The organism is Streptosporangium sp. NBC_01810, from assembly GCF_035917355.1.
GTDB lineage: Bacteria > Actinomycetota > Actinomycetes > Streptosporangiales > Streptosporangiaceae > Streptosporangium.
Genome location: NZ_CP109070.1, coordinates 5,093,037 through 5,106,072, shown reverse-complemented (window position 1 = coordinate 5,106,072; position 13,036 = coordinate 5,093,037). Strand labels below are relative to the sequence as shown.

The 13,036-nt window shown below is 66.5% G+C and carries 17 protein-coding genes; all 17 read left to right on the top strand.

Features of this window, described 5'->3' with window-relative positions; genetic code table 11:
* The first annotated feature begins 10 nt into the window (after window positions 1-10).
* The 17 genes from OIE13_RS22340 to OIE13_RS22260 all read left to right on the top strand — a co-directional run bounded on the left by OIE13_RS22340 (window position 11) and on the right by OIE13_RS22260 (window position 12,839).
* Complete coding sequence (locus OIE13_RS22340) at window positions 11-931, top strand: HNH endonuclease (RefSeq protein ID WP_326828690.1); 921 nt, start codon at window positions 11-13, stop codon at window positions 929-931.
* Between the two features lie 10 nt (window positions 932-941).
* Complete coding sequence (locus OIE13_RS22335; RefSeq protein ID WP_326828689.1) at window positions 942-1,439, top strand: phage terminase small subunit P27 family; 498 nt, start codon at window positions 942-944, stop codon at window positions 1,437-1,439.
* Entirely contained in the window at window positions 1,420-3,144 is a 1,725-nt protein-coding gene (locus OIE13_RS22330) for a terminase large subunit (protein ID WP_326828688.1), read from the top strand. The genes OIE13_RS22335 and OIE13_RS22330 overlap by 20 nt, the downstream gene beginning before the upstream one ends.
* A 7-nt stretch (window positions 3,145-3,151) precedes the next feature.
* Window positions 3,152-4,579, top strand: a complete 1,428-nt coding sequence (locus OIE13_RS22325) for a phage portal protein (RefSeq protein WP_326828687.1) — start codon at window positions 3,152-3,154, stop codon at window positions 4,577-4,579.
* A 6-nt stretch (window positions 4,580-4,585) separates the two neighbouring features.
* Complete coding sequence (locus OIE13_RS22320) at window positions 4,586-6,388, top strand: VG15 protein (RefSeq protein WP_326828686.1); 1,803 nt, start codon at window positions 4,586-4,588, stop codon at window positions 6,386-6,388.
* 321 nt (window positions 6,389-6,709) lie between these two features.
* Window positions 6,710-7,450 carry a hypothetical protein gene (locus OIE13_RS22315; protein ID WP_326828685.1) on the top strand — a complete coding sequence of 247 codons (741 nt, stop codon included), beginning with the start codon at window positions 6,710-6,712 and terminating at the stop codon, window positions 7,448-7,450.
* Window positions 7,447-7,635, top strand: coding sequence for a ribosomal-processing cysteine protease Prp (locus OIE13_RS22310; RefSeq protein WP_326828684.1), 189 nt, complete (start codon window positions 7,447-7,449; stop codon window positions 7,633-7,635). The genes OIE13_RS22315 and OIE13_RS22310 overlap by 4 nt, the downstream gene beginning before the upstream one ends.
* Window positions 7,636-7,638: 3 nt before the next feature.
* Window positions 7,639-8,958 (top strand): hypothetical protein, encoded by a 1,320-nt coding sequence (locus OIE13_RS22305; protein ID WP_326828683.1) that lies wholly within the window; start codon window positions 7,639-7,641, stop codon window positions 8,956-8,958.
* A 64-nt stretch (window positions 8,959-9,022) separates the two neighbouring features.
* Window positions 9,023-9,358: a hypothetical protein gene (locus OIE13_RS22300; protein WP_326828682.1), complete on the top strand. Its 336-nt coding sequence runs from the start codon at window positions 9,023-9,025 to the stop codon at window positions 9,356-9,358.
* Between the two features lie 13 nt (window positions 9,359-9,371).
* Window positions 9,372-9,998 carry a hypothetical protein gene (locus OIE13_RS22295; protein ID WP_326828681.1) on the top strand — a complete coding sequence of 209 codons (627 nt, stop codon included), beginning with the start codon at window positions 9,372-9,374 and terminating at the stop codon, window positions 9,996-9,998.
* Window positions 9,995-10,387: a DUF6093 family protein gene (locus tag OIE13_RS22290; RefSeq protein WP_326828680.1), complete on the top strand. Its 393-nt coding sequence runs from the start codon at window positions 9,995-9,997 to the stop codon at window positions 10,385-10,387. Before OIE13_RS22295 ends, OIE13_RS22290 begins: the two co-directional genes overlap by 4 nt.
* Window positions 10,388-10,390: 3 nt before the next feature.
* A complete protein-coding gene (locus OIE13_RS22285; RefSeq protein WP_326828679.1) occupies window positions 10,391-10,783 on the top strand; it encodes a hypothetical protein in 393 nt (130 codons plus the stop codon).
* Window positions 10,780-11,193 (top strand): hypothetical protein, encoded by a 414-nt coding sequence (locus tag OIE13_RS22280; RefSeq protein ID WP_326828678.1) that lies wholly within the window; start codon window positions 10,780-10,782, stop codon window positions 11,191-11,193. The genes OIE13_RS22285 and OIE13_RS22280 overlap by 4 nt, the downstream gene beginning before the upstream one ends.
* 65 nt (window positions 11,194-11,258) lie before the next feature.
* Window positions 11,259-11,582, top strand: a complete 324-nt coding sequence (locus OIE13_RS22275) for a hypothetical protein (RefSeq protein ID WP_326828677.1) — start codon at window positions 11,259-11,261, stop codon at window positions 11,580-11,582.
* A complete protein-coding gene (locus OIE13_RS22270) occupies window positions 11,582-11,818 on the top strand; it encodes a hypothetical protein (protein WP_326828676.1) in 237 nt (78 codons plus the stop codon). The genes OIE13_RS22275 and OIE13_RS22270 overlap by 1 nt, the downstream gene beginning before the upstream one ends.
* Entirely contained in the window at window positions 11,815-12,303 is a 489-nt protein-coding gene (locus OIE13_RS22265; protein WP_326828675.1) for a phage tail tube protein, read from the top strand. Before OIE13_RS22270 ends, OIE13_RS22265 begins: the two co-directional genes overlap by 4 nt.
* Complete coding sequence (locus OIE13_RS22260; RefSeq protein WP_326828674.1) at window positions 12,303-12,839, top strand: hypothetical protein; 537 nt, start codon at window positions 12,303-12,305, stop codon at window positions 12,837-12,839. Before OIE13_RS22265 ends, OIE13_RS22260 begins: the two co-directional genes overlap by 1 nt.
* The last annotated feature ends 197 nt before the right edge of the window (window positions 12,840-13,036 follow it).

Below are 13,036 nucleotides of genomic sequence, written 5' to 3'. Positions count from 1 at the left end.
GTTCTCCTCAATGCCCAGCACCAAGCGTTCCGGCGACGGCATCATTCGAGTGCGATACCGCGACATCGACGGCCATCAGTGTGAAGCGCGGTTCGACGACGAGCCCAAAGCTCACGTTCACTTCGCCGACGTCGCCGCCCTGCTTGCCACGAGATCACGTACCGCGAAATGCGGCCACGCTGTTCCTGTCCACCCTGGACGCCAGCGCCTTTCATGTGATGGGTGCGCTCCGCCGCTTCGGCGGATAAGGCCCGAGATCGTCGTGTGCGCAGGATGTAGCGCTCAGATTCCCGTTCGGGTGACGGGCCCGATCCCGCTTTGGTGTTCAGGCCGATGCAGGGCCTGGGGTGCAGCACATCCGGGTGTGCCCACTCCACCGCTCGCGCAGTGTGCGAACTGCGGTGTCGTCCTGCATCGAACGGGCAAGAAGTACTGCTCTTTGCGATGCGGAGAGATCGCACGCGGGGCGCGTCTCGCAGAGCCATTGCCGATGCGTCGCTGTGCTCTCAAAGAGTGCGATGTCGAATTCCAGCCCAAGCACAAGCGGCAGCGCTGCTGTTGTGAACGCCACGGGAAGATCCACTCTCATCGCCTGTACCGGGCCGCCGGCAAGGAAGTTCGCGAGCCGTGGGGTGACAAGCGACGTGAGGCGTACCACCGCCGACGTGCACTGAGGAAAGCGGCCTCGACGGGCGTCCCGGTCCGCTTCGGTGAGATTGCCGAGCGCGACGAATGGGTGTGCGGGATCTGCGATAAGCCGGTCGATCCGAAGACGCTCTACCCGGATCCGATGAGCCCGAGCCTCGACCACGTGATCCCGCTCACCAAGGGCGGCGCTCACGATCCCTCGAACGTGCAGCTTGCGCACCTGGTGTGCAACACCGCAAAGGGCGACCGACTCGACGACGAGCGCTTCGTCTTGACTGGATAGGAGGTGGACCATGGCCGACTCTCACCGTAAGCGGCCTCCGCTGGCTGTGGTCCGCGAGGGCAACCCCGGCAAGCGACCTGTCGAAATGGGCGTGGTGCTGCCCAAGGCGGACCTCGACGAGCCGGACTGGAGCGATACGTTTCCGGTCGTCTCCGATAAGGCGCAGCAGGCGCTCAACCGCCGGGCGCGCGAAGTCGCACGCCGGGAGTGGCGCCGCATCGTGCCCGTCCTCAAGTACACCGCCGGCTTAGCCGAGGTGGACGTGACCGTGCTGCAGGACTACTGCGTCTGCGTCGCCCGCATCGACCAGTGCGAGCGTGAACTGTCCACCAACGGCCTCCTGCTGGAGGGCGAGCGTGGCTGGCAGAAGAACGGCGCCACCACGATCGTGTCGCAGTACCGGGCGCAACTGAAGGTCTACGTCCGAGAGCTCGGACTCTCACCGTCGGCCCGTGCGGGGATCAAACCCCCAGGGGATGGCGACGTCGATGACGACCCCTTCGACTGAAACGCTGCCGGTTCCTCGCGAGGCGCTGCTTGAGCTTGGCCTGACCGAGGAGCAGATCCAGGAGGCCGAAGCGGTTCGCCCGCTGGTCGTGGCGTTCCAGGCGGATGAGCACCCGGGCGCCTGGTTCGACGTCGGGCGGGCGCAGAAGGCGCTCAAGGCGTTGGCGTCGTTCAAGCACACGAAGGGGCGTTGGGCCGGGCAGCCGCTGCGTATCGGTCAGGGGTTGGACCCGTGGCAGGTCGTGTGGGTGCTCGCGCCGGTGTTCGGCTGGGTGCATTACGACGAGGAAGCCGACCGGGTGGTGCGGGTCATCCGCACCGTGTGGATCGAGATTCCTAGGAAGAACGGCAAGTCAACCTTGTCGTCGGCGGTGGCGAACGTGCTGCTGCTCGCCGATGGCGAGATGGGCGCTGAGGTGTACGCCGCGGCGGGCTCCACCGCCCAGGCCGGCAGGGTGTTCGACGACGCCCGACGGATGGTGATGACGTCGAAGGTCGCGCGCTCCCGCGTGGAGCCGCTGTCTGAGGTCATCAAGGTCCCGAAGACCGGAGGCATCTTCCGCGCCCTGTCCAGGGTTGCGGAGACCGCCCACGGCTTGAACGTGTCCGGCGGTGTGGTCGACGAGGTTCACACGCTGAAGCTCCGTCGCGCCCTGGTCGAAGCAATCGAAACCGGTACGGGTGCGCGAGACCAGCCGCTGGTCATCTTCATCACCACCGCGGACGAGGCCGAGCCGGGCACCATCTACGACGAGAAGCACGAGTACACCCGCAAGGTGTCCGGGCGCGTGGTGATGGACGCGGCGCACTACGGCGTGATCTGGGCTGCGGAGAAGGACGACGACCCGTTCGCCGAAGCCACCTGGCGCAAAGCCAACCCTGGGCTCGGGAAGTCGCCGACCATAGCGTACTTCCGGCGTGAAGCCGAGAAGGCCCGCTCAACCCCCAGCTACTACCCGACGTTCTGTCGCCTGCATCTGAACCTGCGGATGCGGGAGACGACCCGCTGGCTGGACATCAACCAGTGGGATGCCAACGCGGGCATGGTCGAGCGGGAGAAACTCAAAGGCCGCAGAGCATGGGCAGGCCTGGACCTGTCGGCGGTCTCTGACCTGTCGGCTTGGTGGGTCGGCGTGGAGTCGCAGCAGCCCGGCGCGGAGCTGGAGTTCCTGTGGCGGTTCTGGCTGCCCGAGGAACGCGTCGATGACCTGGAACGCAAGATGCAGGTTCCACTTCGGCAATGGGCTCGCGAGGGCTGGCTGGAGCTGACCGAGGGCGATGTCATCGACTACTCGGTGGTCAAGGACCGGGCGCTTGAGGACTGCCGGTTCTTCGACATGCAGCGCGTCGGCTACGACCGCATGTTCGCCGGGCAGCTGGTGCAGGAACTCGACGGTGACCTCAAGGGTGTCGAGGTGGTGCCGGTCAATCAGACCTGGCTCGGCTTGTCGCCGGCGTGTAAGGAGCTGGAGCGGCAACTCGGCCAGACGGTCGTACGGCACGGCGGTAACCCCATCGCGCGGTGGATGGCGACCTGCGTCGAAGTGAAGACCGACGACAACGAGAACATCCGGCCGGTGAAGCCGAACCGGCAGCAGGCCGTGACCCGCATCGATGGCATTCAGGCCTGCGTGACTGGCCTGGATGGGTACGTGCGTCGGCCGAAGAAGTCCAACCGCTCCTCCAAGGTGATCGTCATGAGATGAGGTGCGTATGGCTCGCTCTGAGCTGGAGTGGCTGACCCACCTCGTCAAGTGTCACGACAAGGAGTTGAAGGATCTCCGGCGGCTGGATGAGTACTACGAGGGCGAGCAGCCGCTGTCGTACATGGCTCCGGAGCTGATCCAGGAGCTGGACGACCGGGTCCGCCAGGTCGTCATCGAGTGGCCTCGCCTGGTCGTGGACTCGGTCGAGGAGCGCCTGGACGTCGAGGGGTTTCGCTTCGGGCGGCAGGCGGACGCGGATGCGGAGCTGTGGCGGATCTGGCAGGCCAACGGCATGGACGAGCAGTCGCAGCAGGGTCATGTCGACGCGCTCGTGATGAAGCGCGCCTACGCGATCGTGGGCGCGAATTCCGATGACGAGCGGACGCCGATCATCACGGTGGAGTCGCCGCTGGAGGTGTACGCCGAACGGGATCCCCGCACGCGGAAGGTCATCGCGGCGGTGAAGCGGTGGTGTGAGGAGGACGCGGACGGCAAGGTCGACCACGCCACCTTGTACGTGCCGGATGCGACTGTCTGGTTCGTTAAGGGCCCCAAGGGCGACTGGGTCGAAGACCCAGACTATGAGCGCGACGACCACATGCTGGGCGAGGTCCTGGTCGAGCCGATCGTGAACCGGCCGCGCCTGAAGCGGACCGGCGGGGTGTCGGAGCTGAAGCCGATCATCTCCATCAGTGACGCGGCCTGCAAGATGGCCACGGACATGATGATCAGCGGCGAGTTTCACGCGATCCCGCGCCGGTATGCGATCGGCGTCGGCCCCGAGGACTTCGAGGACGAGACCGGCCGCCCTATCTCGGCGCTGAAGCGCATCGCGGGCCGGATCTGGGCGATCGCGAAGAACAAGAAGGACGACGGTGTCGAACTCGGCCAGTTCCCCGAGGCGAACCTGTCGAACTTCCACGACACGTTGAAGCTGCTGGCCATGCTGGTCGCATCGCTGGCCGGTCTGCCGTCGCGGTTCTTGGGTCACGCCACCGACAACCCCGCCTCCGCTGACGCGATCCGCTCCGACGAGAGCCGGTTGGTGAAGCGCTCGGAGCGCAAGCAGAGGGCGTTCGGCGGATCCTGGGAGCGGGTCATGCGGCTGGTGCTGCTGGTCCGTGACGGCGAGGTTCCAGAGCAGGCAGGGAACCTGGAAACGCTGTGGCGGGACGCGTCAACACCAACGGTCGCTCAGAAGGCGGACGCGGCGATGAAACTGCACACGGCGAAGATCATCCCTCTTCGGCAGACGCGCGAGGATCTTGGCTACACGCAGGTCCAGATCGACCGCATGGAAGACGAGGACGAGAAGGCGGCCGAGAACGCGTTCGCTCGGGTCATGGCTGGCGACCTGGCCGCCCTGTCCGGGCCGAAGCCGCCACGTGAGGACACTGAGCAGCAACCCGTGCCGGAACCCGAACTCGTGGGGTGATCGCCGGTGTCCGTCGAGCAGATCGCGGCGGACCACTACCAGGCACAGCAGACGATCGCCCGCCAGGCAGTCGAGCAGGCGCAGACACTGTGGTCTGAGGTCGAGCCTGCCGCGGTGGTGGACTCGTGGGTCGGGCAACTCGCGGCGATGCTGCGCGTGCTCATCCTCGGCCAGACCACTGCGGCGGCGCTCTCCCAGCCGTACGTTGAGGCGCTCGCCGTGCAGCAGGGCATCCCGCCGGTCGGGGGTGTGAACCCGGCGGCATTCGCCGGTGTCGCTGCGGACGGTCGCGCGCTCACGTCCCTGCTTATGCAGCCCGCGCTCCGTACCCTCGGCCTCCTCGCGACGGGCGCTGATGACCAGAGTGCCCTGCTGTCTGGGCTGGCGTCGCTGACGCGCATCGTCGACACCGAGATTTCTGATGCGTCCCGGGCTGCTGATCAGGTCGGCATGGTCGCCAATCGCGGCTGGGTGACGTACGTGCGGCATGTGTCGCTGCCCGCGTGCGGGCGGTGCATCATCCTCGCCGGGCGGGAGTACTCCTGGAGTACAGGGTTCCTCAGGCACGAGCGTTGCGACTGCACGATGGTGCCGCGACGCGCGGGTGACGAGCGGCCTCCTGCCCCCGAGGAACTGTTCGCGCAGATGACGCCAGAGGAGCAGGCCAAGGCGTTCACCGTTGGTGGTGCTGAGGCGATTCGGCTCGGCGCGGACCTCGGCCAGGTGGTCAACGCCCGTCGTGGCATGCAAACCGTCGGCGGTCGTCTGGTGACCACGGAGGGTACATCCCGCCGCGGAGTCGCCGGCCGAAAGATGGGCTCCACGTCCAAACGTAAGTCGGCGGTCAGGCCGATGCCTGAGCAGCTCATCGCTGACGCTGGCGGCGACAGGGACGAGGCCATCCGCCGACTGAGGCAGTTCGGTTACCTGGACGGTGCGAGTACACGAAGGACTGCGGCGGCCCGGGATCGGGTGACACAGGCTCCTGAGCCTGTCGCACAGCAGGCTTCCCAGGCAGCGCCTGAGCGTGTGGCCGCCGACGCTCCCAACGCCCCGAGGGTCGCTACGCCTCGCCCGAGCATCAGCGATCTCATCCCGAACAGTTACCGCGAGGCGGCCAATCGGGAGGACGACATCAAAGCGGCGATTCCCGCACAGGTCAACGGCTCATATGCAGGGTTGGACGTCAACGTCTTCCGCGTCTTCCCCCTGAACAACAAGGTCGAGGTGTGGGGCGCCGTCCATGGCCCGGATGGCACTGAGGTTGGCGAGTTCCTGCGCGTGTTCCACCGGGACTACGACGGCGCGATCTTCGTTGAGCACGCCAAGCTTGAGCTGGACAGTTCCGTACAGGGGCAGGGGTTCGCGCGGGAGTTCAACGCCGCGATGGAGTCCTGGTACGTCGAGTCGGGCGTGGAACGCATCGAGTTGCACGCCAACATCGACGTCGGCGGATACGCCTGGTCGCGGTCGGGCTACGACTTCGCGGACGCAGACTCAGCCGAGGCGATCATAGAAGCCCTCGACACCACCGTGTGGTCGTCGAAGGAGGACTTATGGGAGTTGCAGGCGCAGGAGTTCGACACGCCAGGAGATTCTGAACTGGCAGCGTCCATCACCCGGCTCAACAGCGAAATTGAGGCCGCTGAGGAGATCGTGGAGCGCGGCCGAACCCTGGAGTTCGGCGATGACAACTTCCCGACCGCACTCGAAATTGGCCAGGTCGGGCGCACGCCCGGCGCGGACTCGTGGATCGGCAAGCGCACCATGCTGGACACGGAATGGGCAGGAGTGAAATGGCTCCGGTGAAGCCCAGCGCTCAGCGCATCGCACGCTTGCGGGCTCTCGCCGCCATGCATGACGAGTGGGTGGAGCGGCATCTCGCTGACGCTGATTTCGCCCCCGAGGGGCGCCCGACCCCGTCTGACTACAACCTCCACTTCCTGGATGTGAACCCGCCATCCGCCGCTGAGGACGAGTTCCATCGCCGGGCCCGCCGAATCATGGGCCTCGACGCTTCTTGACCTCCGGCGTCCAACCTGGCGCTTTCGCATGCCTAAGACTTCCCGTCAACCGGCGGGATCGGCGCATCGGCGCCAACTTACCCACCCGATGAAAGGGCTTGCCGCGATGGCACCCACTGAGATGGACGCGACGTCCATCCTGATCAACCCGTGGTTCGACCTTCACCGGCACGACGAGGACGCGACGTCCGAGGAGACCGGCGACACCGACACCACGGAAACCGAAGAGATCGCCGCCGACTCGACCACCGAAGCTGAGGACGACACGTCCGACGACGGACTCGGTGACGCAGGCAAGAAGGCGCTCGCGGAGACCCGCGCCGAACGCAACAGAGCCAAGAAGGAAGCTTCGGACGCCAAGAAAGAAGCCGCCGAAGCGAAGAAGCGCGCCGCGGCAGCCGAAGCGAAGGTCGCCAAGTTCGAAGAGGCGAACAAGACCGAGGCCGAAAAGCTCGCCGCGAGGGCGGAGCAGGCCGAGGCCCGCGCCAAGGCTGCGACAGAGCGCGCTGTGAAGTCCGAGATCAAGGCCATCGCGTCGGCGACGTTCCGTGATCCCACCGACGCTGATGCGATCGGCGACCTGACGGTATACGTCTCCGACGACGGAGACATCGACGTCGAGCGGATCAAGGCTGACCTTGATGACCTGCTGGAGCGTAAGCCGCACTGGCGTAAGCCGGAAGAGGTCTCAGAGCCGGAGCCGACCCAGAAGAGGTCTAAGCCTGCCCCGAAGCCGGACCCCGGCCAGGGGCCGCGCAAGGAGCCCGGGCCGGTGGACTTCCGTACCGCAGACAAGGCCACCGTGGACGCCGAACTCGCCCGGCTGGGTGTGCGGGTCCGTTCGTGATCCACATCCGTGCCCGCTTGGGTGACGGACACACCTCCATCGAGGTCGACGGACACGAGGGCCATGCAGTGCAGGGCCGCGTGTGCGCTGCCGTGTCGGCCATCACTCAAACCGCGCTGCTCGGGCTCGAAGAGATCGCCCGACAGCATCCGGACCTCGTGTCCATCGAAATCACACAGGAGTAACTCATGACCACGCTGACCGCCCGCCCGCGGGCCTGGTTCGACCTCGGCCGCCACGACGTGCGGTCCAACGTGCCCGCGCTGATCCGGGCGATGCTGCAGAACGGCATCCTCGACCGGGTGTTCCTGGACGCGCTCAAGCCGGAGTTCATCTTCCCGGCAATCGCGGATAGCGAGCCATGGACGTCCGGGATGGGTGACACCAAGACGTTCACCCGTAAGGGTCTGCTGGCGCCCGCGACGACCGCGATCACCGGGTCGGACACCTCCGCCGCCACGTACGGCATCGAGCAGTGGTCCGTCACCATGGACCAGTACGGCCAGGCCGTCGACACCAACATGCTGTACTCCGCGATGGCGCTGCAGTCCAAGTACATCGCCGACGTGCAGACCCTCGGTATCAACGCCGGCCAGTCCATCAACCAGATCGCCCGCAACAAGCTGTACGCCGCGTACGCGGGAGGCCGGACCTGGTGCCGCACCGCCGCCACCACCGACACCAGCATGCAGGTGCAGTCCACCAACGGCTTCACCCATGTCCTGGTCAATGGCGTTCCCACCCCGGTGTCGGCGTCGAACCCGCTGACCGTCAGCATCGAGGGCGTCGCCAACACTGTCACCGGTGTGGACACCTCAACCCGGACGCTCACCCTGGGCACCACCCGCGTGGACGTCCAGGGAGACTACGTGGTCGCGGCGAACGCGCCGTTCTCCGTGCGTGGTGGCACCGGCAACGACAGCGCCTTCGACCTGGGTACGGGCGACAAGGCGACGTTCGCCTTGTTCCGCGCTGCGGTGACCCGCCTGCGGAAGATGAACGTGCCCACCCTCGGCGGCTACTACGTCGCCCACATCGACCCGGACACCGAAAGCCAGCTGTTCGACGACTCCGAGTTCAAGGCCGCGCTCCAGGGGCGCGTCGACTCCCCGATCTACACCGACCTGTCCATCGGCCGGTTCGGCGGTATCGACTGGGTCCGCAACAACGAGTGCCCCACCGTGGCGTCCGGCACCGACGGAACCAGTGTCGAGGTGCACCGCCCGATCGTGCTCGGCGGCGGCGCGCTTATCGCGGCCCCGTTCGAGAACATGGGCAACATGCTCGGCGGGACCGGTGTGGAAGACGTGCCCGACATCACCATGGTCAGCCCCGTCCCGGGTGTGGACGTCGCGCTGATCGTTCGCCCGCCGACCGACCGCCTGCAGCAGACCCTGTCCACCTCGTGGTCCTGGGTCGGCGACTACGGCGTCCCGTCGGACTCGCTCGCGAACAACGACGCGGCCCTGTTCAAGCGCGGTGTCGTCATCGAGCACTCCGCCTCCTAACGGATCTTGTCGCGCCCGGGCCGACGTGTGCGGCCTGGGCGGGACAGAAGAGAGGGGTTGACCGATGCGCGTCATCGCTGACCAGGCATTCGAAACGTACTTCGAGTTACGGATGCTCCGGATCCCGGAAGGGCTGGAAATCAAGGGCAGCCTGGCGGCTCATCTGCTCCGTTGTGGGGCGCCGGTGCGGCTGGTCGACGGCGAACCGCCCAAGCCTGCACCCGATCCGGACGAGCCGCCGGCAAGGTCTGACCTGCTGAACATCGACGGCACCGCCGCGGAGGTTCTCGCATGGGTCGGAGACGACCCCGACCGGGCGCGGGCAGCCATCGAAGCCGAGTCCACGAAAGACAGGCCGCGCTCCACCCTGCTCAAGCGCCTCGAAGAGATCGCCGCCTGAGGGGAGACCGCCCGTGTCTTTCCCTCCGCTGGCGAGCGTGGCCGACCTGGAAGCCCATCTCGGGCGGAGCCTCAACCCGGCGCAGGCCGAGGTCGCCATCCGGCGGGCCTCGGCCAGGGTGCGGGCATACACCCGGCAGACCATCACTCTCGTCGCCAACGACACCATCGAGGTCGCCGGCGGCGACAGAGTGTTGAGAGTCCCGCAAAGACCTCTGGTCGTAGACGGCACCCATCCGCTGACCGTGGTGGAGCTGGCGGACTTCGGCAGCTTCGAACTAACCCTGACAGCAGGGACCGACTACATCAGGCTCGGCGACGAACTGACCCGCGGCTACCCCACCTACGGCGCCACCCGCCTCATGGGCTGGCCATGGAGCCGGGTACTCGGCGTGTGGGCTCCTCGCGTACGGCTCACCTACTCCCATGGCCACACCTCGGTCCCCGACGACATCATGGACATCGTCTTGGACCTGGCCACCACCAACGTCACCAACATCGCAGGTCTGCGGTCCGAATCCATCGATGACTACACCGTCACCTATGCCACGGAGACAGTCGGCAGTGCCCGGCTCAACACCGATCACAAGGACGCCCTGCGCCGTTATCGCGCGGGAGCGTTCAGTGTGAGGCAGGGGTGAGCGTCGACGGGGTCCTCGCCCAGGGACGAGCCGCAGCCCTACGGCTCATGCGAGACACCTGCACGGTGGAGCGCAAGGACGGCGAACCGGTGCTCAACCAGACGACCGGTCAGCTTGAGCAGCCGTGGGAAACCGTCTACACGGGCGTGTGCCGGGTCAAACCCCGCACCCAGCGTGAAGCCGAATGGGGAGAGCGGGAGGTCGCGCTCGGCGCGTACGTCGCCGTCCTGCCGTGGGACGCCTCTCCGGAGATCCAGCGGGGGGACCGGCTGACCATCACCGCCAGCGATGACGCGTGGCTAATCGGCCGGCCGCTCGAAGTCATCGCCATCGCCCTGTCCGGCACATCTACCGCTCGGCGGATCCTCGTCGAGGACAAGGAGGGGTGAATCATGGCTGATGCTGAGCTGGACTTCTCCGAGTTGCTGAAGCTCCCGCACGAGATTGAGGACTCCGCCCAGCGGACAGCCGAGAAGGCATATCCGGTGGCCAAGAAGTTCGCTGAGAAGTTGCAGCGCGACTGGCGACGGAACGCCCGAGTGACCGCTTTGCCGCACGGTCCGCACTACCCGCGGGCGATCACCGCCGAGCAGAAGTACGCGCTCGACGGCCCTGACTGGGAGGTTGGCCCTGAGTCCGCGATGCCGCAGGGCGGCATGGGGCGCGGCTTCGAGTACGGCAGCGTCAACCAGCCGCCTCACCTTGATGGTGCGCGAGCGACGACGGGCATTGAAGCGCAGTTCGCGGCAGCCGCAAAGAAGATCGCCGACGGGTTCCTATCGTGAGCTCGCCTCTTGCGTCCGCCCCGCTCATCACCGCGTTGATCGCGATGATGCAGGCCGCGGTTCCACCTGAACGAAAGATCTTCTGGGCGCAGGCCGCCGCGAACGCTGTGCCGGCGTACGCGGTCATGTACCCCGACAGCGGTATCAAGTCGGGATTCAACCGCACTCTCGCCAACAACGGCCCGGACGAGCTCCGCTACCAAATCACCTCTGTCGGCTCTACCCCTGACCATGCGCAGTGGATGGCGGACAAGGTCGCGTACGCGCTGCTCACCGCTGTCCCCGTCGTGTCCGGTCGCCGCGTGTGGCCCACGGTCGAGGAGGGTTCACAGCCTGTCCGCAGGGACGACGAATCCACCGGGCTGTTCTTCGCGACGGCCCAGTACGTGAGTCGCAGCGACGCGGCCTAACCTCACCTTTCACCCGTTCCAGCCCGTCACCGTGCGGGCTTTTTTCATGCCCGAAAGGAGCCCGCGTGGCCACCTATACCGCCGAGGCGATCAGCGCCGCAGGCACCATCCTGACGCCGCGGACCGCCGCGTCCGGCGACAAGCTCAACTACGACACCAACACCGTCCTGCGCGTCATCAACGGCAGCGTCGGTTCGATCACCCTGACCATCCCCGTCGTCGGTAACAACTCCTACGGTCAGCCCAACCCGGACCCGGTGATCACTGTGGCTGCAGGGGCGACCAAGGCGCTCCTGGTGCTCAGGGAGTACATCGACTCGGCGGATGGCCTGATCTCCCTGACATGGTCGGCCACCGCGGACGTCACCTTCATCTACGAGCGCCACTGATGGGCCGCTACCTGGTCCAGGATCCGGCCACCCGCGAGATCGAGATCGACGAGTCGGCGCTGCCGTTCTGGCAGGGCCGCGAGGGCTACACCGTGATCGGCCCCGTTCCTGAGCCTGGCGTCAAGTCCGCCCAGCTCCCTACTGAGCCCGCCCCGCCGGACGAGTCCAGCAATCCCACGACCACGAGGAAGGCGGCCTCCCGGCCTGCCCAGAGCGTTGAAGGAGCAGGTCGATGAGTCAGATTTTGACCGACGGCAACACCAAGGTCGTGTTCGTGCCCGCCGTGGCGAGCATCACCGCCCCCATTGTGGCCGAGCTGACCGCAGCCGGTGGGGTCATCCTGGAGAACACCCTCACCGACGACGGCCTGAGCATCGAGTTCGATGAGGGTGTGGTGATGGGCCCCACCCTCGCGTCTGTCCAGGACTTTGAGGGGCCGGGGCGCATCAAGGCGAACATCGAGCTGACCGGGTACCGAGACTCCTCGCCGAGTTCGGACCGTATGTGGTCGGTCATGGTCCGCGGCACTGTGGGCTACCTGGCGGTGCGTACCGGCATCGCTGCGACCACCGCGTGGGCGGCCGGGCAGAAGGTGGACGTCTTCGGCGTGACCTGCGGTGAGCGGCGCAAGCTGCCGGTCGAGCGTGAGTCGTACGAGAAGTTCGCGATCAAGATGTTCGCGTCGTCCACGTACAGCATCGACTCCACCGTGGCGGCGTAGTGTCCACATTCGCCGATATCAAGTCGAAGGCCCGCCTGCCCGAGAAGCTCGTCCCGCTCTACCTCGGATCCCTTCAGGCTGAGTTCGAGGATCTGGAGCGGCAGCTCGACGAGGAGCGGGCCAAGCCGAACCCGGGCACTCTGGCCAGCGCCGGCCGGACGCCGGAGGAGATCAAGCTCGCTGAGGCGATCGAGGACCTGCGTCAGGAAATGCAGGCGGATGTCACCGTGTTCCGCCTGCGGGCGCTGCCGAAGGGCAAGTGGACGTCCCTGATGGCCAAGCACCCGCCCCGGACAGAAGACCGGGAAGAGGGCAACGCCTACAACATGGAGACGGGGCCCATCGCCGCCGTAGCTGCGTGCTGCGTGGACCCACAGATGAGTGTCCCCGAGGTTGAGGAACTCGTCGACGAGATGCTCACCCAGGGCCAGTGGGACGCCCTGTGGTCGACGGTGTTCTACCTCAACCGCAGGAAGTTCGACGTCCCTTCCTCCGTGGCCGCCTCCGAGATTCTCCGCAGCTCCAAGAGGAGCTAGCGCTGGCTCACGCCTACCGCATCCCGCGGTCCAGGCTGCTCGGCCGCGAGCCGAGGGAGATCACGCGGCACCACTACAAGCAAGGCCGTCTGGTCCGCTCCGTCACCACACGGGAGCCGGAGTGGACCGACGAAGACGTGGCCCTGCACACCGCTTACCTGCAAGAGCAGGCGGAGCGGTGCCCAGGCCCGTGCGGG

Excerpts from the sequence above, each read along its gene's own strand:
- OIE13_RS22305 (WP_326828683.1), top strand. The coding sequence starts at position 7,639 with ATGACCACGCTGACCGCCCGCCCGCGGGCCTGGTTCGACCTCGGCCGC.
- OIE13_RS22340 (WP_326828690.1), top strand. The coding sequence starts at position 11 with ATGCCCAGCACCAAGCGTTCCGGCGACGGCATCATTCGAGTGCGATAC.
- OIE13_RS22330 (WP_326828688.1), top strand. The coding sequence starts at position 1,420 with ATGACGACCCCTTCGACTGAAACGCTGCCGGTTCCTCGCGAGGCGCTG.
- OIE13_RS22300 (WP_326828682.1), top strand. The coding sequence starts at position 9,023 with ATGCGCGTCATCGCTGACCAGGCATTCGAAACGTACTTCGAGTTACGG.
- OIE13_RS22315 (WP_326828685.1), top strand. The coding sequence starts at position 6,710 with ATGGCACCCACTGAGATGGACGCGACGTCCATCCTGATCAACCCGTGG.
- OIE13_RS22285 (WP_326828679.1), top strand. The coding sequence starts at position 10,391 with ATGGCTGATGCTGAGCTGGACTTCTCCGAGTTGCTGAAGCTCCCGCAC.
- OIE13_RS22270 (WP_326828676.1), top strand. The coding sequence starts at position 11,582 with ATGGGCCGCTACCTGGTCCAGGATCCGGCCACCCGCGAGATCGAGATC.
- OIE13_RS22335 (WP_326828689.1), top strand. The coding sequence starts at position 942 with ATGGCCGACTCTCACCGTAAGCGGCCTCCGCTGGCTGTGGTCCGCGAG.
- OIE13_RS22325 (WP_326828687.1), top strand. The coding sequence starts at position 3,152 with ATGGCTCGCTCTGAGCTGGAGTGGCTGACCCACCTCGTCAAGTGTCAC.
- OIE13_RS22265 (WP_326828675.1), top strand. The coding sequence starts at position 11,815 with ATGAGTCAGATTTTGACCGACGGCAACACCAAGGTCGTGTTCGTGCCC.